The 20,699-nt window shown below is 31.8% G+C and carries 17 protein-coding genes, 1 tRNA gene and 3 pseudogenes; 9 read left to right on the top strand and 12 right to left on the bottom strand.

Annotation, left to right across the window (positions count from 1 at the left end; all coding sequences use genetic code 11):
- Positions 1-38: 38 nt before the first annotated feature.
- Complete coding sequence (gene rodA, locus ACFEL2_RS08270; RefSeq protein WP_375332408.1) at positions 39-1,139, top strand: rod shape-determining protein RodA; 1,101 nt, start codon at positions 39-41, stop codon at positions 1,137-1,139.
- A gap of 173 nt (positions 1,140-1,312) precedes the next feature.
- Positions 1,313-1,387, top strand: a tRNA-Asn gene (locus tag ACFEL2_RS08265).
- Here the strand turns inward: ACFEL2_RS08265 and ACFEL2_RS08260 are convergent.
- Positions 1,346-2,977: a recombinase family protein gene (locus tag ACFEL2_RS08260; RefSeq protein WP_375332407.1), complete on the bottom strand. Its 1,632-nt coding sequence runs from the start codon at positions 2,975-2,977 to the stop codon at positions 1,346-1,348. The genes ACFEL2_RS08265 and ACFEL2_RS08260 overlap by 42 nt on opposite strands.
- Between ACFEL2_RS08260 and ACFEL2_RS08255 the strand changes: the two genes are divergently transcribed.
- From ACFEL2_RS08255 to ACFEL2_RS08245, 3 genes are all read left to right on the top strand, one after another.
- A complete protein-coding gene (locus tag ACFEL2_RS08255) occupies positions 2,971-3,720 on the top strand; it encodes an IS3 family transposase (RefSeq protein WP_375331964.1) in 750 nt (249 codons plus the stop codon). The two genes, ACFEL2_RS08260 and ACFEL2_RS08255, sit on opposite strands and share 7 nt — an antisense overlap.
- A gap of 498 nt (positions 3,721-4,218) precedes the next feature.
- Positions 4,219-4,971 (top strand): group II intron reverse transcriptase/maturase, encoded by a 753-nt coding sequence (ltrA, locus tag ACFEL2_RS08250; RefSeq protein ID WP_375331963.1) that lies wholly within the window; start codon positions 4,219-4,221, stop codon positions 4,969-4,971.
- 141 nt (positions 4,972-5,112) lie between these two features.
- Positions 5,113-5,481 carry a group II intron maturase-specific domain-containing protein gene (locus tag ACFEL2_RS08245; RefSeq protein ID WP_375331962.1) on the top strand — a complete coding sequence of 123 codons (369 nt, stop codon included), beginning with the start codon at positions 5,113-5,115 and terminating at the stop codon, positions 5,479-5,481.
- 154 nt (positions 5,482-5,635) lie between these two features.
- Here ACFEL2_RS08245 and ACFEL2_RS08240 read toward each other — a convergent pair whose 3' ends face one another.
- The gene (locus ACFEL2_RS08240; protein ID WP_375331961.1) at positions 5,636-6,526 is read right to left on the bottom strand and encodes an IS982 family transposase; all 891 of its coding nucleotides are present in this window, start codon (positions 6,524-6,526) and stop codon (positions 5,636-5,638) included.
- A gap of 106 nt (positions 6,527-6,632) precedes the next feature.
- Here ACFEL2_RS08240 and ACFEL2_RS08235 point away from each other — a divergent pair.
- Positions 6,633-7,019: pseudogene (locus tag ACFEL2_RS08235) on the top strand (transposase); the annotation flags it as partial.
- A gap of 122 nt (positions 7,020-7,141) precedes the next feature.
- Here ACFEL2_RS08235 and ACFEL2_RS08230 read toward each other — a convergent pair.
- Positions 7,142-8,092 carry a hypothetical protein gene (locus tag ACFEL2_RS08230; protein WP_341751533.1) on the bottom strand — a complete coding sequence of 317 codons (951 nt, stop codon included), beginning with the start codon at positions 8,090-8,092 and terminating at the stop codon, positions 7,142-7,144.
- Between the two features lie 225 nt (positions 8,093-8,317).
- A complete protein-coding gene (locus tag ACFEL2_RS08225; protein WP_375331960.1) occupies positions 8,318-9,970 on the bottom strand; it encodes a biotin--[acetyl-CoA-carboxylase] ligase in 1,653 nt (550 codons plus the stop codon).
- Between the two features lie 365 nt (positions 9,971-10,335).
- On the opposite strand from ACFEL2_RS08225, the pseudogene ACFEL2_RS08220 reads away from it, so the two are divergent.
- Both ACFEL2_RS08220 and ACFEL2_RS08215 read left to right on the top strand, forming a co-directional pair.
- Positions 10,336-10,856: pseudogene (locus tag ACFEL2_RS08220) on the top strand (IS6 family transposase); the annotation flags it as partial.
- Between the two features lie 199 nt (positions 10,857-11,055).
- Positions 11,056-11,304, top strand: a complete 249-nt coding sequence (locus ACFEL2_RS08215; protein ID WP_341751535.1) for a hypothetical protein — start codon at positions 11,056-11,058, stop codon at positions 11,302-11,304.
- Positions 11,305-11,332: 28 nt separating this feature from the next.
- Here ACFEL2_RS08215 and ACFEL2_RS08210 read toward each other — a convergent pair whose 3' ends face one another.
- The 4 genes from ACFEL2_RS08210 to ACFEL2_RS08195 are packed head-to-tail and all read right to left on the bottom strand — an operon-like array spanning position 11,333 to position 13,998.
- On the bottom strand, positions 11,333-12,118 hold the full coding sequence (locus tag ACFEL2_RS08210; RefSeq protein WP_341751536.1) for a BPL-N domain-containing protein: 786 nt from the start codon (positions 12,116-12,118) through the stop codon (positions 11,333-11,335).
- 21 nt (positions 12,119-12,139) lie between these two features.
- Positions 12,140-12,733 (bottom strand): energy-coupling factor transporter transmembrane component T family protein, encoded by a 594-nt coding sequence (locus ACFEL2_RS08205; protein ID WP_341751537.1) that lies wholly within the window; start codon positions 12,731-12,733, stop codon positions 12,140-12,142.
- Complete coding sequence (locus ACFEL2_RS08200; RefSeq protein WP_375331959.1) at positions 12,730-13,404, bottom strand: energy-coupling factor ABC transporter ATP-binding protein; 675 nt, start codon at positions 13,402-13,404, stop codon at positions 12,730-12,732. The genes ACFEL2_RS08205 and ACFEL2_RS08200 overlap by 4 nt, the downstream gene beginning before the upstream one ends.
- A gap of 51 nt (positions 13,405-13,455) precedes the next feature.
- Positions 13,456-13,998 (bottom strand): biotin transporter BioY, encoded by a 543-nt coding sequence (locus tag ACFEL2_RS08195; protein ID WP_341751538.1) that lies wholly within the window; start codon positions 13,996-13,998, stop codon positions 13,456-13,458.
- A gap of 863 nt (positions 13,999-14,861) precedes the next feature.
- Here ACFEL2_RS08195 and ACFEL2_RS08190 point away from each other — a divergent pair.
- Positions 14,862-15,999, top strand: a pseudogene (locus ACFEL2_RS08190) (IS110 family transposase); the annotation flags it as partial.
- An 8-nt stretch (positions 16,000-16,007) separates the two neighbouring features.
- Here the strand turns inward: ACFEL2_RS08190 and ACFEL2_RS08185 are convergent.
- From ACFEL2_RS08185 to ACFEL2_RS08170, 4 genes are all read right to left on the bottom strand, one after another.
- On the bottom strand, positions 16,008-17,045 hold the full coding sequence (locus tag ACFEL2_RS08185; RefSeq protein WP_375331958.1) for an IS630 family transposase: 1,038 nt from the start codon (positions 17,043-17,045) through the stop codon (positions 16,008-16,010).
- 315 nt (positions 17,046-17,360) lie between these two features.
- Positions 17,361-18,332 carry a hypothetical protein gene (locus ACFEL2_RS08180; protein ID WP_375331957.1) on the bottom strand — a complete coding sequence of 324 codons (972 nt, stop codon included), beginning with the start codon at positions 18,330-18,332 and terminating at the stop codon, positions 17,361-17,363.
- Positions 18,333-18,708: 376 nt separating this feature from the next.
- On the bottom strand, positions 18,709-18,999 hold the full coding sequence (locus tag ACFEL2_RS08175) for a hypothetical protein (RefSeq protein ID WP_341747889.1): 291 nt from the start codon (positions 18,997-18,999) through the stop codon (positions 18,709-18,711).
- Positions 19,000-19,153: 154 nt separating this feature from the next.
- Positions 19,154-20,665, bottom strand: a complete 1,512-nt coding sequence (locus ACFEL2_RS08170; RefSeq protein ID WP_341751540.1) for an NADH-quinone oxidoreductase subunit M — start codon at positions 20,663-20,665, stop codon at positions 19,154-19,156.
- Between the last annotated feature and the right edge of the window lie 34 nt (positions 20,666-20,699).

Here is a 20,699-nt window from a genome sequence, read left to right as displayed (position 1 = left end):
TTACAACTAATTTTTATGGATATCTACCTAGAATGTCAATTCAAAGAAATTATTTTGAAAAACTAAAGAAACTACCGATTACTTTAATTATTCTTATTAGTGTGATTTGTAGCATTGGTTTTGTTGTACTATATTCCGCTTCAGATAGTAATATTCACCCTTGGGCGTATAAGCAGATGATGCATTTTCTCCTGTTTTTACCAGTTGTGATTATTATCGCAACCATTGATATAAAATATATATTTAAGTTTTCATATATATTTTACATTGCTATTATTATCTTATTAGTTAGTGTTGAGCTTTTTGGATCTATTTCTATGGGAGCAAAGCGTTGGATAGATTTAGGAGTTATCCGTGTGCAGCCTTCTGAACCAACAAAACTAGCATTAGTGTTAATGTTAGCTAGGTATTTTCATCAACTAAAAACTGAGGATTTTGCCAAATTTTACAAGATATTATTGCCTATAATAGGTGTGATAGTACCAGTTATACTGATAATAAAAGAACCGGATCTAGGTACTGGAGTAATTAATGTCATTATTGCTAGTATTATTTTTTTTGCTGCTGGTTTTAGAGTGAGAAATTTTGTGATAATTGGTATTATAGTCCTTACTTGCATACCAATTATGTGGCAAGTGATGCATGATTATCAAAGAAAACGAATCATGGTTTTTTTTGATCCTGAGAAAGATCCTCTTGGAGCTGGATATAACATTATTCAATCAAAAATCGCTATTGGTTCTGGCGGGTTATGGGGCAAGGGGCTAGCTAAAGGTAGCCAAAGCCATCTAGATTTTTTACCAGAGCATCAGACCGATTTTATCTTTGCTACTTTTGCTGAAGAATTTGGTTTTGTTGGTAGTTTGTTTCTGTTAATTCTTTATTCTGCAATTATAATAATTTCATTAATGATTGCTGTGAATTGTAGAGCTATATTTAGCAAACTGATGGTAATAGGCATAACATCAATCCTATTTAGTCATGTATTTATAAATATAGCTATGGTAATGGGATTATTACCAGTGGTAGGTGTGCCTTTACCTTTTATATCTTACGGTGGTACAATGATGGTATCAATGCTTGTTGGTTTTGGATTAATAATGAATGCTCAGGTACACCAACATAGTAATGTTTCTTAAATAGACCTCTTGCATAATATACTGCGGGTCGAGGTTTCAAGTTCCCTTTAAATTCCTCAGCATAAACGAATTCTGTAAGAGGCCTATTGATTTTTTATAGATAAAACAAGAAAATACTAGACCATAGTCAAAAGATTTGTTATAAGAAACCTAGTCTATATAAAGGCAAATGTTCCTCGGTAGCTCAGTGGTAGAGCAAACGGCTGTTAACCGTTCGGTCGCTGGTTCGAGTCCGGCCCGGGGAGCCATTCTTCGATTTTAGTACATTTTACGAATGCGTCAAACGGTGGACGCAAGGTATAGTCTAGCTTACAGCTATTCAATTCTAGGTTCGAAAATACAAGATTTAACAATTTGCGTTTTTTCTCAATGTTCGAACCTTTAAAGGTTTCTAACGCTCCGGAAGCCAGTTCTACTAGGTTAATCAAGAGTTCTGAAAATTTATCATCAGCATTTGTATGATTCTCTATTTCTCTAATAATATCTTTACGTTTTTGTATTAATTGTTTATGTTTTGCTTCATAAGTATTTTTGTCAATATCACCATCTAAAAATAAATCAGTCAATTTATCCACACGTGTCGTAATCTTTGCATGTTCACAATTAAGTTCCTTAATACGTTGTTGATAATATTCTTGCTCCGCATTGACACCGCTTTTAATATGTGATATCACATTAGCTAACACCTGTGGTTTCAAATGCATAGATTCAAAGACTTTTTCTACTTCTTCTAATACTTTTTCTTCTTTTACGTATATTATCTTATTAGAATTAGTGGAATCCCAAGTTCGTAAATATGTCCATTCTCCAATCTGACCATTAATGTAGGTTTTCTTTTTAGTAGCAGCAGTGACTATTCGGTCAGTAGCAGCACATTTTATTAACCCCCTAAATATATACTCTTTTCCTCCATATTTAAACGGTTTTTTATTCCAACCAAGGCGTATTGCTTGACAAGCATCAAATAACTCCTTACTAATGATTGGTGGATAAATATGCGGGTATTCTTTTTTAGTTTTTAGTACTCGCATTACTCCGTAATAAAATGGATTGGTAATAATAGAATGAAGATGAGAATGACACAAATAACCTTGATGACCTCTAGAATTACGCAGCCCCCATTCTTTGGTTTTCTTTAGTATTTCGGGAAGAGTATGACTACCTGTAGCATATGTTTCAAATATTTTTTTTATTAAATGTGAGCGTTCATGATCAACTATTATTTTCCCCTTACCTCGATCGTTACTATTACCACTTTTTACATGCAAGTAACCAATGGGAGCAGTGCTTATCCACTCTCCTTGACGTAGTTTTTGGGCTATACTGCGGTTTACGTTATCTTTAAGGCTGTCAACGTAATTTTGAGCCATCATTACAAACATATTCCATATCATCCTATCTTGCGAAGTAGAATGCTTATGGATAATACAATTTTCCGTGTAAAAATGTAGTTCGATTTTTGCTCTTTCAATTAGATCATTTAGTAGAGGTGTTTCTTTATAACTACGTTGTAACCGATCTACCTTATCTGCTACTACTGCTATAACTTCTTTTTGTTTTTTAGCAAAGTCTATAGCTTCCTGAAACTTTTTACGATTACCTACTGTTGACGATTCCGAGAATTCAAATATCTTTAGAATTGCTAAACCTTTACGCATACAATATTCTTGCAATCGGTATTTTTGTGCTTCAATAGAGTAGCCATCTTCTTGTTCTTTTGTTGAAACGCGAGCAAGTAAAATAGTATAATGGACTGAAGAAAATGGACAAGAAAATAGAGTAAAAAGTTTCCTAATTAAGATAAAATAATAAGAAAAAATTAGGAGGAAAAATGACAAAAGAAAAAGCAAGAGTTTTTAGTGCTGAAGAAAAAACTAGGATAGTATTAGAAGTGCTGAAAGAAGAGAGTCCATTATCAGTGATAGCATCAAAATATGAGATAAACTCCAAGACAATTAGTAATTGGAAGAAACAATTTATATCAAATGCAGCATTGGCTTTTGAACCAGCAAAACTGGTAAGTAAATATCAGGAACAAATTAATATGCTGAAAGAACAAAATGATGAATTAGCGAAAACGCTTGGAAAAACAATAGTAGAGAGAGATTGGGCTGTGGGAAAGCTACAAAGCTTGGACTTATCAAATAGAAAAGAACTTGTCGATTCCAAGCTAGCAATGTTACCAAAGACAAGGCAATATGAATTATTAAAGATTAATCGTTCTTCAATGTACTATAAAGCAAAACCATTTAGTGGGTATAACTTAAATATTTTAAATAAAATAGATGAAATATATACTGATAATCCTGAATTTGGTTATCGTTATATCCATAGACAATTATTAGAAGATGGCTTGTTTATTGGTAAGGATCGGGTTCTAAAATATATGAACATGATTGGCATAGAGGCTATTTATCCAAAGAGGAAAAAGTTAACATCTGGAAAAGATAAACAGCATAAAATTTATAGTTATTTGCTTGATAAATATTGGACTAATCTAGGTACAACTAGGACTGTACACGTACCTAACGCTAACGAGGTTTGGAGCGGAGATATCAGTGTGCCGTGCCAAGCGGCTTGAGAGATGAAGGTAGGTCCTTCGCAGTCGATTTACAGGAATAGGCTGCAAACCACTGCATGCGGCAATTGTTTAAGGGCATTGTCGTGAGCGATGCAGAAAAGGCATCCTTGAGGTGTCAGGTATAGACTTAAGAAGACGAACAACAGTGAACCACCGTTCAAGTGTCGAAAGTGCTTCAGATGATGTCAAAACCAAGGAGGTGATGTTGCTTTGGGATAAATTTAGCGGGAACCTGTTTACTGGCTAGGTGGCATCCGGCATAGAGGTGGCGTGAGCTTAAGTCAAGGCTTTCAAGCTGAACACGGGAGCCTGTGCAACGATGTTAAAGGAAAGGTACAAGCGGAAATAAAACCGTGAGGCTGATAGTACTGATGCGTATACACAGGGGCGGACAGACATGTAGTAATGATGAAGTTGCTGTAATGGCAATGGAGTGAAGGTGTCTGACCATTTTAGCTGTTCATCACAGTGTCAACTAAATTTATTTAGGAGGAGCTTATGAAGACAGTAAAGCCTTTTGAAATTTCTAAGCAATATGTATGGCAAGCATACCAATGTGTTAAGAATAATAAAGGTGCAGCAGGAGTTGAACAACAAACTATGGAAGAATTTGAGCGAAACCTAAAAGATAATTTGTATAAGATATGGAATCGTATGTCCTCAGGCAGCTATTTTCCTCCTGCAGTAAAAGCTGTGCCTATTCCAAAGAAATCAGGTGGAGAACGAATCCTTGGGATTCCAACTATTTCGGATAGAATAGCACAAACTGTAGTGAAGATGGTACTTGAGCCATTAGTTGAGCCCATATTTGACGAAGATTCATATGGTTATCGCCCAAAGAAATCTGCACATGATGCCATAGCAGTTACAAGAGCAAGATGCTGGAAATATGACTTTGTTGTTGAATTTGATATCAAAGGTTTGTTTGATAATATCGATCACAAACTATTAATGAAAGCATTGGAGAAACATTGTAAGTGCAAATGGGTACTACTTTACGTACAAAGGTGGCTTAAAGCACCATTGCAAGATAAAGATGGAAATATTATTATGCGCGATAAGGGAACACCTCAAGGAGGAGTGATAAGTCCAATATTAGCAAATTTATTTTTACATTATGTATTTGATGCATGGGTAAGAAGAGAAATGCCAAGTGTAGCATTTTGTCGTTATGCTGATGATGGTTTACTCCATTGTCAGAGTCAAGAACAGGCAGAATATGTGTTACAAGTTATTAGACAACGATTCTAGGAATGTGGCCTTACGATACATCCTGATAAGTCGGGTATTATATATTGTAAGGACAATAATCGTCGTGATGAATATGAACGAATCAGCTTTGACTTTCTCGGATATAGTTTTAGACCAAGAAGATGTGTAAACAAACAAGGCATGGTTCATCCAAATTTCTTACCTGCGATAAGTAATAACTCTAAGAAAGCAATCATACAAACCATAAGGAGTTGGCACATTCAGCTTAAGAATGACAAGTCCTTATCTGAACTTTCGGAAATGTTTAAAGCTGAGTTAAGAGGTTGGTATAACTATTATGGGCAGTTTTATCCATCGGCAATGCACAACATATGGAAGCACCTGAATTGGTATTTGGAGCGGTGGGTTAGAAGAAAATATAAGAAACTTGCATGGCATAAAAGACGTGCAAGAGAATATCTAAATAGATTAGCAAATCTTAATCCTGAAGCTTTTATACATTGGAAATTAGGAATATATCCAAAGGCTAAAATGGTGGGAGCGGTGTGAGCTGAGAGGTTCACGCACCGTTCTGAGAGGGGCTGAAGCTGCAATGCTTCAGTCTACTCACCCTTATGTTCGAACTAATTCGGGATTTATGTACATGGCGGCAATTATAGATTGGCATAGTAGAGCTGTGTTGAGTTATAAATTGTCAAATACGTCAATTCGGGATAAGGATATTGAGAACATGTAGATTAAAATCAAATTTTGTTGAAGGTTTATTTTTCTTTAATGAATAAGCAACAAGAGTAGATAATATATGGACAAAGGCATTTATTGGTGATCTATGTCTAGTATGTTCAAGGTTCATTTTATTTTTTAGATAATCAAAAACTGTTTCAATTAAGTTACGCTTTCGAAGTAAGATTTTTTCTTTCAAATCCATTAATTTATTTTCCATATTCTTCTTAATTCCATGAATCATTTTTAAGCCTCTTTCATATAAATTTAAGAACAAATTTTGCTTAATATAACCTTTATCAGCTGCTATAATTCCAGTTAATCTTTTTGTTAACTCCGGTACTGGAACCCTATCATCTACATTGCCTTTGGTCACTTTTAATGCCATAAACTCCCCTTTATTATTGATTATTACATGTAATTTAAAACCATAAAAATACCCCATAGAGGATTTACTATGTTTGGCTAATCCTTTAAAAACTTTATTGCTATAACGCCTTTTATTGTGACAAGCTCTAATCGTTGTAGAGTCAATAAAATAAATACCTGTTTCCTCACCAAACAACAAATGAATCAACATATTTAGCGGTATGAATAATCGTGCCATTAATTCAACAAATCTATTATAACTCAAGGCTTTAGGGAAATCATCCTTATGCATGCACTCTATATAACTTTTATAGAAAAATTTAAAATTCTTAGCATAGGATGTATGAAACATAATTATTATTGTTAACATTTCACTTAAACTCATGCTACAACAGCGATTTCTCTGCTTATTTGATGGTAATAACTTTCTCTGTTCATACTCCAAATAAATTTTACAAAAATCATCTATAAAACTATATAATTCTGTGATATCTTTTTTCATGCCTGTAGTTTGTTTTTTTGTTTAAAAATATAAATACTGCAGGCACTCCTTTTTGACAATCCTTTTATCTATTACTATTTCATCTATATCTTATCCCGAACTGACGTCAAATAGTATGGATGTAAGTTTGGTAACTGAAGTATTGCGGGATGCACTTAACAAATATCCTGCACCGCAGATATTTAATAGTGATCAGGGCAGTCAATATACTAGTCATGAACACATTGAAATTTTACAAGAGCATAACATTAAAGTTTCGATGAATGGTAAAGGAAGAAGTATTGATAATATAATAATGGAGAGATTTTTCCGAACTTTAAAATATAATTGTATATTTATTAATGATTTTAAAGATGTTAAAGAGCTAAAGCGTGGTATTGATGATTACATCAATCACTATAATTATAGAAGATTTCATTCAAGTATTGGTTACAAAAAGCCCATGAATGTCTATCTAAATTCTATGCAAAATTATGAACAAATTGCAGCTTGAAAAATGCAAAAATGGGAAACAAAATTATTATTTTTTTTGTCTTGATTTTTCAGTCCAGTATCAGCTAGAGGAATTGTTATTATATAAACTGATAAATTACATGTTTTAAGGCTATTATTAGTTTAATTAAGGTTATGAATTTTCTTAATCATACGCTTATCAATGTTATCAAAATAGCTACTTTCAATAAAAAGCTGTCCGTCCTCTAAGTTCATTTGTTTATGAGTTTGTGCGAACAAAGTAGCGCCATATTTTCTTGCAGGATAGTCAATATTTAAGGCCTGCTGTTTATTAAAACGGGAATCAACTCCCATAAAGCGTAAAATAAAAGCGGCTCTTTTTGCCAAAGGCCCATCTTTAAGACGAGAGCTTCTATGAATTACATTTTTATTGAACAAGAGTACATCTCCCACTTCATAATCCTCTTCAATCTTATGAGTTTCTAAAATGTCCAATATAGCGGAAGAATTTAAAAAACCATGTCTAAGGGCATAATAATCTTCTAAGCTTGTTTTTACTCCCTTTTCTTCCTTCTTTTCAAGGGTCGATACGATTGCAGGTTCAATCTTTTCATAAATAACTTTTCCGCAAATAATGCTTTGTGATACATAAGCCATTCCTCCAGCTTGTTTTTCTACGTAAATTGAGTTAAGTGGTATCCATATAGTGCAACCAAAGTTTTCTAATTTTTGTATGGCAAACGTTTGTATTCCTACATGCCAAGGAAAACCCGAACTCTTATTTTTTTCAATCTCAATAGCCATATCAAAAGCAAAAAACAATTCCTGCATTCCTGTAATCGTTAATAGAGTTTCTTGGAAGAATGGTTGAGATATTAATTGATACATCTTATCTTGCTGCTGTGTTAGCTCGTATCTCATTCTCTCGTATCTCATTCTACTGACAAAATCTTTGAAATGGCTATCCTGCATTTCAGATTCTGCTCTTTCTTGTAGAAATGATATAGCATTATCGTTTAAAAATTTGCTTAACTTAACAAAACCATGTTGTTTAAAGTGTTCAACATGGTGATTTTGCAATTTAAAATCCTTGTTATCAAAGTGATTTAACATAGTTTAGCCCTGTAAAATTTATAAGATAAAACAGATTATTATTGAGACTAAATCTCAACTACTTTAATAGTCATATGTTACCCTACCTAATCAGCTATCAGTTATTAGATAACAAACCTTCTATCAAGAGTTTGCTTCCTATAGAACTTGTAGATAATTATATATTGTCGGTAAACATTTTTAGCTCAGAAGTTCACATAATCCTTTACAGATTATATTACTAGACTACATATATATTGAATCGTTGTAATCAATACTTATTTTACCATTAATTACTTCATGAATTGAATCAGAATCAATCAATAAACTTCCTACATCGCCTAATCCAATTAATTTACCTATTAAGTTAGTTTTTGTATCTTCATCAAATACTTTAACTACAGTATTTAAAAATGCTAAATTACTTTCTATATCAGCCTTACTATATTCATATCCATATTGACTAGCAGTAGTAATATTTAAATATAAGTTTTTTTCTAAGAGTAAAAATATTTCTTCTACAGAAAGGTTAGACTCAGAATTAACTGCTATTTTTAAAGAAGTAATAGGTTGATTTACCTCCTTTAAAGATTCTTCATCCTGATTAATATTAATTCCTATTCCGATAAGACATATTTTATGGTTATTATAATCTAAAATTTCGGTTAAAATTCCTGATACTTTTTTTCCTTGCACTTGTACATCATTTTGCCACTTAATTTTTATTTCTTGAGTTACACCACATTCTTTAAGTGTATTTAATACACTTAAAGCCGCAATTTGGTCTAATTGTAAATCATTGAGTTTATTTGGATGGGGTAATAAAAAAGTAGCTAAAATACTTTGCTTTCTTGGAGAAATCCCATCACCAGAAAGACCTATACCTTCGTTTTGATAATCTGCAACTACTACCTTCCAATCATTTTGTATTAAATTAAGATGATTTTTAGCATAGACCTGTGTTGAATCTATAGTGTCAAAGTGTATTTTACTTATTAATTTTTCTAATACGGATGTATTTGAAAGAGCTTGTTCTATTTCTTTGCCCCGTAAAATTCTACCATTAAAAAAACTTTTTTCTTCTTCCGTATTTTTAATAGTTAGTAATAATTCTCCTTCATTTCCTATACCTTTTATAAATCCTACAATATACCGATCGGGTGAGTCAGATGTGGTATCAAAAATTATAGGTAAATTATCAAATTTTTCTAAGTGTTGTTCGATAGGTACTTTAAATATCTTAAAGTTGTTGATAATTAAAGAATTAATATTTGTTTCAAAAATATTGGACAGTTTGTAAATAACTTCTTTTAAGTCATAATTTCTTCCTGTTTCTATTTTCATAGAAGTAGCAGGTTGTAATATATTAGATAAATGTTTGTACTCAGAATTTACATTAATCCCTATACCAGTTAATACAGATACAAAGCCTCCTCTATCTTCATTTGTGCATTCGCTTAAAATTCCGCTTACTTTTTTTTGATTTATTAGGATATCATTTGTCCACTTTAAACTGCATTTGATATCATAACTTTCTAAAACTTGAGTAACTGATAATCCTACGATTGGGGGTATATATAAAACTATCGTGCTAACTTCTTGTTTTAAAAAAAAGCAATAAGTAGCATATACATTAAGACCATATGGTGATTCCCATTTTCTATCGTGCTGTCCTATTCCACCAGATTGTCCATTTGATGTATATAAGTACCACTGATCAGGAACAGGAATAAGATTGTTAACTTGCTCGCGAGCTAAAAGTTGAGTAGAAGGAATTAAGTCATAATGATAATTTATAAGTTTGGTTCTAGAATTTAATACAGTTTCTGATTGACTATATGTAATCATAGTATTTTGTGTTATGCTTTTCTCTTGGAGTAGCCCTGCTTGATTTTTCATAAAATTATCTATTTTTAATTAGGTTGATTTATAATCATACAAATTATAAATCAACTGATCTTAAGGTTGTTGATATATGAATGGTAAAATTAAGAAACCTCTTTATTTTACTTTATATAAAGTAAGGTATATTTTTTAATTTGCAAAGTATTTTCTTATAAAAAATAACGTAGATATTAAGTTTAGTGGCAAATATACAATAAACTTATACGCAATTACTGGTTCGCATCTGTTTTAAATGGTAGAAAAGTAGGTTAAATAAAAGATATATCTATGCCATTTCATATTGCTTTAACAAACTGGTTTAAAGAAGGTTTTATTTTTACCATAGTTCACTACCAACAGTTTGTTTATGTTATTACATAATGCTTAGCATTTTGTTTGGTGCTTCAGAGTTGCTAAAATATTTTAAAGAATTTTGTTCTTCACCAAAAATAATTATGTTATTGTGTACATGAAGCAATTATCAGGGGTGAGAAAATAGAGCATGCTACTCTACAAAGGTGGGTAATCAAGTTTGTAAAATTAATAGACATGCAAGTTAGAAAATACAAGAAACCTATTAGTAATAGCTGGCGGATGGATGAAACATACATTAAAGTAAATGGTGAATGGGATATACCTTTATAGAGCAGTTGATTCATTAGGAGCTACTATAGACTTTTTACTATGTAAATACCGAGATAAAGCAGCAGCCAAAGCATTTTTTCGTAAAGTATTTCAATATAATGGTCGTCCTGATAAAGTAGTAATTGATAAAAGTGGTAGTAATATCTCAGCGTTGAACAGCATTAATAAAGACGTACCAAACGACCAACAGATTCAAATTTTGCAAAATAAATATCTGAATAATATAGTCGAACAAGATCACCGGTTTATCAAGAAATGAACTAAACCAATGCTTGGTTTTAAAAGTTTTCGTTCTGCTGCTATTATACTCTTTTGCTTCTACGAATTGTTTTTTGAAAATATCATGGATTCGCATGCTCACGTACTAATATGTCATATCTTTACCCACATCTTTTTAAATAGGTTATACATATCCGGTTTAAATATCAAAAATGTATTTTTAAAGCCTAATAAGTATGCCACTTTTAAAAGATGTGGGTAAAGATATGACTATATGTGTACGCCTAGTACCTCGATTTGGTAATGCCTGCTACTATCATGATTTTGATTCTATCGTCTATCAACTTTTCATTTACAAGCAGTATACTATCACTGGTATAGAAAATATTCATATAATTCAAAAAAGACAAATTACTGGAGCTAATAATAATTTTTTTACTTTTGAGAATTTTGTTATGCTCATGGCAATAATGTCCAAAATCTGAGGTTTTACGACTTTTGCTAAACCACGATTTACAAATGAACCTTATGTCGTGTACTAAGCCCTAAATATTTAAAAATAACACCCGCGAATTTAATTTTATCAAATTCACTTTGTTCTAATTCAGATACAATTTGAGCATGAAATTTATCATTCATATTTAATAACTTTGTAGAATACTCAAAGTGTACGGCAGATAAAATCACATTTCCCTTATTATATTTGATTTTTAAAACTGCTGGTAAAACTGACTGGTCTAGAAATTGATAGTATGCAAGAGTGTTTATATTTTTATATAATTGAGTATCTACAAAATAAGAACCTCCATTATAATAAATCATAATTTTTTTAGATAAAGAATTATCGTCTATAGCTAACTTAATTAATGCTGCACGTACACCACTATTATCGTCATAATTGTATTTTGCAAGGACAGGGCCGATAGTTTTGTTGGGAAAAAATGCTAATTCTCTTTCTCCTAAAACTTCTAAAGAACCATCTTTATCAAATTCTACAAATCCTGAACCGTAATACGCCCCGGCACAAATACCTAAATAATTACCTCCAATTTCTACATAATCTTTTATAGCTTTATTTCCTTTACCATTAAGTTGTTTAGCATAATATATATCCCTCCCGCCGGGTATTATTAATAGAGCAGCTTGATTTGACCATTTGTTTTCTATAATTTCTGAGGCACTAATGAAATGTATTTTATAGTTGGGTAAAACAATTTGCTTTAGTGTATACATAGTGTGCTTAATAGATTCGATAGACACTCCTAAATCATTATATAAATATATGATATTCTTCTTCATTCTATAAATATAATTAGTTAATTACCAAGAACGTGATTCAATAGCTTCAGCAATATTTTCTGCCGTTTTTAGAATTTTTATAATTGTAGGAATTATAGTTGCAATAAAATTACGTTCTAAACCACGGGTACGCTGAGCTACACTTATTTCCTGAAAGATACTAACAATCACAGGAATAAATCGTATGGCAAGAGATAGGGATAGACTTATTTTCTTATGATTAATCCCAACATAAGATAATAAAATTAAAATTTCATTAAGGCTATCAATCATTTCAGATATACGTGTTGTAAGTGTTATCAATGAAGCGAAAAGTAATAATGTTGCGAATCGAATGATGACTTGTACTCCTATTATCCAATTATTGGTAAATATATGAACAAGTAGAATAATTAATAATATAATAATAATCTGGCGTAATTGAATAAATAATTTTTGTAGTGGTATTTTAGCTATAAAATATAAAAAAAATGTAAAAAATAAGCTTATACTAAGCAAAAATAAATTAGATACTAAAAATAATCCGCTTGAAAAAACGACTAGAGAATATAGCTTAATCCTTGGGGATAAGCGATGGATAGGAGAGTTATATTGATAATAAGTATCTAAATTCATATCATCATATTTTTATATAAAGGTATAGTAATAGAAGGATGATCATCCCCAACTATTCGCCCTTGATCAAAAACAATTACACGATCAAAATTTGATAATAATTCAAGGTCATGAGAAATCATAATAACAACTTGCTTTAAATCTTCTATTACTTGGAAAATATTTTTTTTATTTCTTAAATCTAAAAGCGTCGTAGGCTCATCAAATACTATGTAATCAGGTTTCATAACTAATACCCCGGCAATAGCTAATAATTGCTTTTGTCCGCCACTAAGAAGATGAGATGGAGATTTACGCAAATTATGTATATTATATAAGGATAAGATTGAATTTATACTTTGCTCAATCTTATCTTTATTGTAACCAAGATTCTTTAAACCAAAAGCAAGGTCTTCTTCAACTATTGGAAAAACAATTTGATTGTCTGGATTCTGAAATACAAATCCAACTTTACGTCTTATTTCTTTACCAAATTTACGTGTATCTAAACCATCAATTGTTACAAGTCCAGTAGTAGGTAGTTTAATGCCATTAAGAAGTCTTGCAAATGTACTTTTTCCACTACCATTTGCTCCGACTATACCAATCTTTCTTTCACCTAATATTAAACTTATATTTGATAAAATGTCATAATTATTAACACTGTAACTAACATTTTCAATTTTTATCATATAGACTTTATAGCTTTACTTTCACTAATATTAAAATTATAAAATAAAAACTTAATCTTGTATTATAGGGTAAGAACGTTTTACTACCATTGTTATAGTAGTAGCAATAATTGCTTTAATAACATCTCCTGGGATGAATATCATGCTTCCAATAAGAGCTTGATTTATAGGAATATTAGTAATTATATTAAGCCATAAAATACCTATAATATACATAATTAGTATGCCTCCAATTATTATATATATAAAAGCACTAATATTAGTTAAATTAGACCAATTTTTTTTAAATAAAAAACCAATAACAAACGCTGCAATCGGCCATCCTAAAAGAAATCCACCACTCGGACCTAAGATTGATCCTAAGCCTCCATACCCACCAGCAAGAACTGGAAGACCAAGTGATACTATTACTAGAAAAAGAATTTGAGATAAAGCACCTCTTTTAGCTCCTAAAATACTGCCAGAAAGCATAGCTCCTAGAGATTGTACACTTATAGGAACACCAATAACAGAAATTACGATACCAGGTATGATACCTAACGCAGCTGTAATTGCAGCAAAAAGAGCTATGCAAACTATATCCTGAGTATTCATTAATTTATATCTTCAATTTCATTTAGCAATTAACTTTATAAATCAAATATATCATTTTTATTTAATAATCCAGTTTTTTAATTATTAAATTACCTTAGTTCAACGTAAGAAAAAGTATTTGAAAAGTAAGAAGGGAGTGATTATAAACTTCTTTAACCGTGACAAAACGTGTGCTTCCTTAAACTTGGTATCCATTCACGACACCGGTCAAAATTTAATCATTAGTCTATTTTATATTCAAAAACTCACCCTAAAGACGCAAAAACCACAATCTTAAATTTAAAAAACTTATATGACATTATCCTATAGTTAAATTTTGGTCGGAGTCGTGAATAGATATTAAACTTGACTCTAAGCATATACTAGTTGTAATACTTTTGAAGCGATAGCTGAAGTAAGAGATACAATTGTTATGCATACATTACAAATAAAAAATACTAAAGTACAGCTTGCAAACATGCAAGTTGCATTTGATGAAGTAACTGCTAGGAGTCTGTCGGAGATAACTAATTAATTATATTTTGAGCTATTTTTAGGCAAGGCAAGCACCAAACAAAATGCAATAGCATTATGTAAAAACATAAACAAACTGTGGGTAATGAGCTATTAACCTCAAGGTATAGTGTTTGGAATCATTCTGTGTTAAAGTTGCAGTTAGCCGAGTTGGTTAAAGAGCTATAACCGGCAGTCTCAATGGTGCGGTATAAATAGCCCGTTGACAAGCATGGTTTTGGAGCTATTGGTAATATCATTGATGGCATTATGTGTTTATAATACATAAGAGACCTCGTTTAGGAGATTAATTTTTTCATTTAATACTCCAACTTAAAATTAGCTCGGTCTAACTATAGGAGGAGATTTATATGACAAATAAAGATAATAAACAAAAATTATCTGTAATTAATCCTGATACAGCAGGTATCGATATTGGGTCGAAAGAGCATTACGTTTGCGTACCAGTTGATAGGGATGCAAAGAATGTGCAAAAATTTGCTGCTTTTACCAGTGATTTAAGAGAAATGGTCGTTTGGTTAAAAAAATGTGGGGTAAAGACGATAGCTATGGAATCAACGGGGGTATATTGGTTACCGGTATTTCAGATTTTAGAGACTAGTGGCTTCGAAGTTATATTAGTGAATGCTAGGCATGTAAAAAATGTACCTGGACGTAAAACAGATGTAGCTGACTGTCAGTGGTTACAACAACTTCATAGCTATGGGTTGTTAAGAGGTTCATTCCGTCCAAAAGATCAAATATGTGAATTAAGAGCTCTTACTAGACAAAGAGACAGGTTAACAAAAAGTGCTACAACCCATGTAAATCGTATGCAGAAAGCACTTAATGAAATGAATATCCAGCTACATCATGTAATTAGTGATATAACAGGGGTAACAGGAATGAATATAATAAAAGCAATTATAGAGGGCGAGAGGGATGCAAACACATTAGCAGCATTTAGAGACTATCGTATAAAAAGTGATGTTAAAACCATTATCAAAGCACTCGAGGGAGATTATCGCAAAGAGCATCTTGTAGTATTAAAGCAAGAATTAGAGATTTATGAATTTTACCTAAAACAAATCAGAGAATGTGACGAAGCTATAGAATCATGCTACAAAGAATTTGATAAACGTGGTGATGGTGATGTAACAAATAAGCAACGCAAGAACAAAAATTCCCCCAAGTTCGATTTACAACAATCATTATATAATGTCGCAGGAGTAGATTTTACCCAAATCCCAGGTCTTAGTGAATTAAGCGTGCAAACGATAGTATCGGAAGTGGGATTAGATATGGACAAATGGAGTACAGAGAAACATTTTACATCTTGGCTTGGTTTAAGTCCTGCTAATAAAATTACTGGTGGTAAAGTATTTGATACTAGAACAAAGAAGGTAAAAAATAAAGCCAGTATGGCATTTAGGATGGCTGCTCTTAACCTAGGTAGAGGTAAATCAGCACTAGCAGGATTTTTATAGACGAATCAAAGGTAGAGCTGGTATACTCAATTAACCTGAAGAGTTGGCAAAATGATTAAAAGTTATAGTCTGAAATTGGTCAGTTATAAGAGTAAGCAAATTACCTTTGTATTTATCAATATTAGCAAAAAATCTATCTATAGCTTCTGAGAATTGAGCAAAATTATGGTAAAATTTATTATTTGTTACAATTCTATGCATAAATTTCCATAATCGTTCAATCGGATTAAGATTAGGGCTATAGGGAGGTGAAAATACTAATTCTATTTTGCTATTTACTAGATACTCCTTTACTTTCTTTGACTTATGATACCCAGCATTATCACAAATCAAATATATCTTCTCTTTATTAGGATTTTCTGCTTCTAATTTTTGTAGAAAATTGATTATATAATCACCGTTTACTTTAGGATTATCTGTGCTAACTAATTGCAAATCAGATAAATTAATTGCTCCTATTAAATGCTTCCTTTTCCAGCCACTAAATGTTGGTAAAGTTTTATTTTGATTCTTTCTGATCCAACCATAACGGGCTTTTGTTTGATACTGAGGATGAACGCTATCCATAAAATATATAGCTTCTTTAGCCTTGAGAGTACCTTTTAACAAACTATATTCTAGCTTAAATAGTTCTTGCTTATCTATATCAAGCTTGCCGGGTACGATCTTTGGCTTCTTATATACAAAGCCTAATCTGATTAATAGTTTTGTTACTCCTGCTATTGTATAGGTAACACCGTATTTTTCTTCTATGTAATTGCTGATATCTTTGGCATAAACATAATTACATATTTCTAAATGCTCTATTAACTCTTTCTCTTCTAGCTCACTTAGCTTACTTGCACTAACACCGGTAGCTGTCTCTAATTTATTAAATTTTTGATAATCTCTTACATGCTTTCTTATAGCTTCTTCACTTAACAGCAATGCTTCTGCTATTTCTCCATAGCTCCAACCTTTATCATACAGCAAAACTGCCTTAATTCGGTCACATACTCTCCTATCTCGTTCATTACCATGACTTGACTTCAGTACCGTTCTTTGTTCAGATGTTAAAATATTTCCCATTATCATATTCTAGCTTCTTTCTTCTCTTCCTTCAACTCTTCATTTACGAGCAGTATACATCTATACAAATGTATGATATGGATTGGTTTATAACAATTCTTATGTCACTTTTGGTTCTAAAATCATCCACTAGGGTGAGCCATTCAAGACTAGTAGTAGTTTTTTCAAATATATCAAACGGGAGTATTCTAGTAAGCTGCTTTATCTCTTGAAATCATAGCAGTATACTCAGGTAGAACTTCAAGAATTGGCGTTCCCGCGACCAAAGATCGAAGCTGCTCCGTTACTCATGTACGCTACGCCGCTCGACTTTGGCTACTGCCTAGCTCTTCTTGAAGTTATACTATCGTCTACCAACTCTTCATTTACGAGCAGTGTATTACTCAAACTTAGTTCTTTTTGTAAATTTTTCCATAAAAACTGATCTGATTGAACTAATTTAATCAATTTATCTAGGGATACTCTATCTTCATTACCATTTCCATGGATTAGTACTATATCACCATCTTTAACTGTCTCATGTTCAGGAAGCTTATGTATCCACGCACTTGCACCTAATTGTATTAGCCCATAAGAAGTTAATATATCTAATATTTCTTGACTGGCTACTAACCCAGGAAATCTAAAAAATGGAGATGGTAATTCGCCCATTTCAATTAGCAAGTGTTCGGTTTGTAATATTTCATTTCCTATATCAGTATTTGGCAGTAATAAAAAATTGTCTGTAAAATCTTTATCAGGGTAGAAAATATGACTAAAACTATGATTAACCCACGTGATTTTTATATTTTGGGTTGGAAGAGTTTGTAACCACATAAAGTCTTCTAGATGTGTTGCTATCCATAAACCACTTACAGCTATTAATAGGTTTATTTCTTGACTTCTTTTAGCAGTTTTTAAAATTGCATCAAATAAATTATGTTCTAACCTTTTTATTGATGGACACATATCTATGGATAAAAAACATCCTTTGACTCCTGGAATATTCTTGAGCCCTTGATTCTCTCTACTATCTTTTATATTATTAAAATAATACAATGATCTATAATATACAGAAGATTCAAGTTCCTTTAATGAGAAATATCTGCCATCTTGATCACTCTTACGGTAAGCACATAAGTTCTGAGCGACTATCTTAACTTCTAGAGTATTAATATTAACTATTACAAAATAGTCCTCATTACTCCTGTTAAATGACCGAATTACAATAAATGACTGATTATTAAATATGCATGGTATATGAGATGTTTTTTTGTAATTAAAGATTAATTTATTTGTTTGTTGCATAAACCTCTTTTTCTTATTACATATTGGAAATTAGGTACAAACTTATAACACTAAAACCTCACTGTTTCATGACTTAGTATAATCCCATGATAGACCATTAGTACCCTACATTTTTTATATAACCACTATTAAAATGGCTACTGATCGTCTATTAGCGAGGAGTCGCGAAAAAGCGGCAACGCGGCAATCTAGGATACGCGAAGCGTTACTCTAAAAAAACAGCTTAGCTGTTTACCTAGATCGCCACGGCATCTAAAGAGCCTTGCTATGACGATTATAGAAAAATGTAGGGTACTATGAGACGCCCCTACACCACATGGAATGTTGAACTAGGATATAATACTTCTATACTCAGCAAAGCATGTGAACTTAGGGTTTACTTGGTTTTTGTTGGAGTATTTTGATCAGTCTGTTGATCTAACTGTTGATTTGACTGCTCTTGTTTCAAAAGCTTACTTTTTTCCTCTATTGAATTAAGAAAGAAATAAGTAAACGTTAGAAACCCAACCAAAAGTGGGATAACAACAAATATAATTGCCTTTAATTTTCTAGCCGATTCTTCACGATCTAAGCGGTTTTCTCTTTCTTCTTCTGTTTCTTCAATCTTTTCTGTTTCAACATTTAATTCGTTAGTAATAATTTCTGAATTTAAATTATCTTTTAACATTTGTATAACCTATTAATTCTATAGTTAAGAAAGATTTTAATAAACCCTAGCATAGTTATTTGAGTCTTACAAGTAATAATATAAAATTAATTTATAAATATCTAAAAAAATTGTTAAATCATTAAAATAATAATAATTAAGTTAATTTAAGTAATTATTTTACAACACAAGGTATTTGTGATAAGATTTTATGAGTTGATAAATCCAGTATGTTCATAATTGTATTTGGTAACAAACCTAAATAAATTATTGCTACACAAAGCGGCATAATTGCAAGTATCTCATAAAGATATAGATCTTTAAAGCTTGCAACCTGATCGTTAGTAATTTGTCCTAACATTACTTCTTTGTAAAGTTTTAGCATGTAAACAGCCCCAAGAATAATACCAACAGCACTTATCATAGCTATCACTACATTAGCTTGATAAATACCTACCAAACTTAAAAATTCTCCTATAAAACCGCTAGTGCCTGGTAAACCTATAGAGCCAAGCATGGCAATCATGAAAAAGGTGGCAAGTATTGGCATTTTATTTGCCACTCCACCATATTTGTCTATTTCCTTAGTATGCAATCTATCGTACAAAGTACCAATTATCAAAAACAAAGCAGATGCCACAGTACCATGACTAATCATTTGATATACGGCTCCCTTAATCCCAGCTTCTGTTAAGCTAAAAATCCCTCCAGTCACATAGCCCATATGAGCTATCGATGAATAAGCTATCATCTTTTTCATGTCTCTTTGAGCCAGTGCTACTAGTGAACCATATATTACAGCAAAAATACTCAGCACTAATACATAAAATGCAAATTCTTTTGATATATTTGGAAACATTGGTAATGATACACGTAAAAAACCATATGTTCCAAGTTTTAACAAGATACCTGCCAAAATGACAGACCCAGCCGTTGGGGCTTGTACGTGTGCATCAGGAAGCCATGTGTGGAATGGTAGCATAGGCACCTTTACTGCAAAGGCTATAAAAATTGCCAACCACAAAACTTTCTGCACCGATAACGCTAATGAAGGTAATAATTCGTTCAGTTCAAGCATATTAAAGCTATGAACTTGACTGTAAATATATATGAGTGACAATAAGAAAAATACCGAACCAAAGAAAGTATACAAGAAGAACTTTACAGCCGCATAAATTCTATTCTCACCTCCCCAAACTCCTATAATTATGTACATAGGGATTAATATTACTTCAAAAAACAAGTAAAATAATAGTAAATTCATTGAGCAGAAAGCCCCAATGCAAAAAGACTCAATTAATAAAAAACAAAATAAGAATTCTTTGATATATTTTTTGACGGTAAATAAGCTAGCTATAATACAGATAAGGGTTAAAAAGCTTGTCAGAACAACAAAGAATATTGAAATTCCGTCAACTCCAATGTGGAATTCAAGACCTATAGATTGAATCCAACTATAGCATTCTACAAATTGATAAAGTTTTGATGTATTATCAAATTGAACTAATAAATAAATAGTAGATATTAGGGTTAGGATAGAGCTTAAAACTGCGACATACATCGCATAAACTTGTTTATTTTGGGCTTGCTTATTTACTGACCTACTTTGGTTGATAAATAGCAGAATATATAATGCACTTACTAAAGGCAAAAAAATACTTATTGATAAGATCGGTAACCCGGACATTTTAAGCTCTAATAATCAAATTAACTCCGATAAC

Source organism: Candidatus Tisiphia endosymbiont of Temnostethus pusillus (assembly GCF_964264675.1).
Lineage (GTDB): Bacteria > Pseudomonadota > Alphaproteobacteria > Rickettsiales > Rickettsiaceae > Tisiphia.
The sequence above is the reverse complement of the archived record's forward strand: the minus strand, read 5'-3'. Positions and strand labels throughout refer to the sequence as shown.

What these genes read in the sequence shown, in the direction of transcription:
- ACFEL2_RS08215 (WP_341751535.1), top strand. Translation starts at nt 11,056, where the DNA reads ATGCCACTTTTAAAAGATGTGGGTAAAGATATGACTATATGTGTACGC.
- ACFEL2_RS08255 (WP_375331964.1), top strand. Translation starts at nt 2,971, where the DNA reads ATGACAAAAGAAAAAGCAAGAGTTTTTAGTGCTGAAGAAAAAACTAGG.
- ACFEL2_RS08180 (WP_375331957.1), bottom strand. Translation starts at nt 18,332, where the DNA reads ATGCAACAAACAAATAAATTAATCTTTAATTACAAAAAAACATCTCAT.
- ACFEL2_RS08205 (WP_341751537.1), bottom strand. Translation starts at nt 12,733, where the DNA reads ATGAATTTAGATACTTATTATCAATATAACTCTCCTATCCATCGCTTA.
- ACFEL2_RS08170 (WP_341751540.1), bottom strand. Translation starts at nt 20,665, where the DNA reads ATGTCCGGGTTACCGATCTTATCAATAAGTATTTTTTTGCCTTTAGTA.
- ACFEL2_RS08240 (WP_375331961.1), bottom strand. Translation starts at nt 6,526, where the DNA reads ATGAAAAAAGATATCACAGAATTATATAGTTTTATAGATGATTTTTGT.
- ACFEL2_RS08230 (WP_341751533.1), bottom strand. Translation starts at nt 8,092, where the DNA reads ATGTTAAATCACTTTGATAACAAGGATTTTAAATTGCAAAATCACCAT.
- ACFEL2_RS08245 (WP_375331962.1), top strand. Translation starts at nt 5,113, where the DNA reads ATGGTTCATCCAAATTTCTTACCTGCGATAAGTAATAACTCTAAGAAA.
- ACFEL2_RS08195 (WP_341751538.1), bottom strand. Translation starts at nt 13,998, where the DNA reads ATGAATACTCAGGATATAGTTTGCATAGCTCTTTTTGCTGCAATTACA.
- ACFEL2_RS08225 (WP_375331960.1), bottom strand. Translation starts at nt 9,970, where the DNA reads ATGAAAAATCAAGCAGGGCTACTCCAAGAGAAAAGCATAACACAAAAT.
- ltrA (WP_375331963.1), top strand. Translation starts at nt 4,219, where the DNA reads ATGAAGACAGTAAAGCCTTTTGAAATTTCTAAGCAATATGTATGGCAA.
- ACFEL2_RS08200 (WP_375331959.1), bottom strand. Translation starts at nt 13,404, where the DNA reads ATGATAAAAATTGAAAATGTTAGTTACAGTGTTAATAATTATGACATT.
- ACFEL2_RS08175 (WP_341747889.1), bottom strand. Translation starts at nt 18,999, where the DNA reads ATGTTAAAAGATAATTTAAATTCAGAAATTATTACTAACGAATTAAAT.
- ACFEL2_RS08210 (WP_341751536.1), bottom strand. Translation starts at nt 12,118, where the DNA reads ATGAAGAAGAATATCATATATTTATATAATGATTTAGGAGTGTCTATC.
- ACFEL2_RS08185 (WP_375331958.1), bottom strand. Translation starts at nt 17,045, where the DNA reads ATGGGAAATATTTTAACATCTGAACAAAGAACGGTACTGAAGTCAAGT.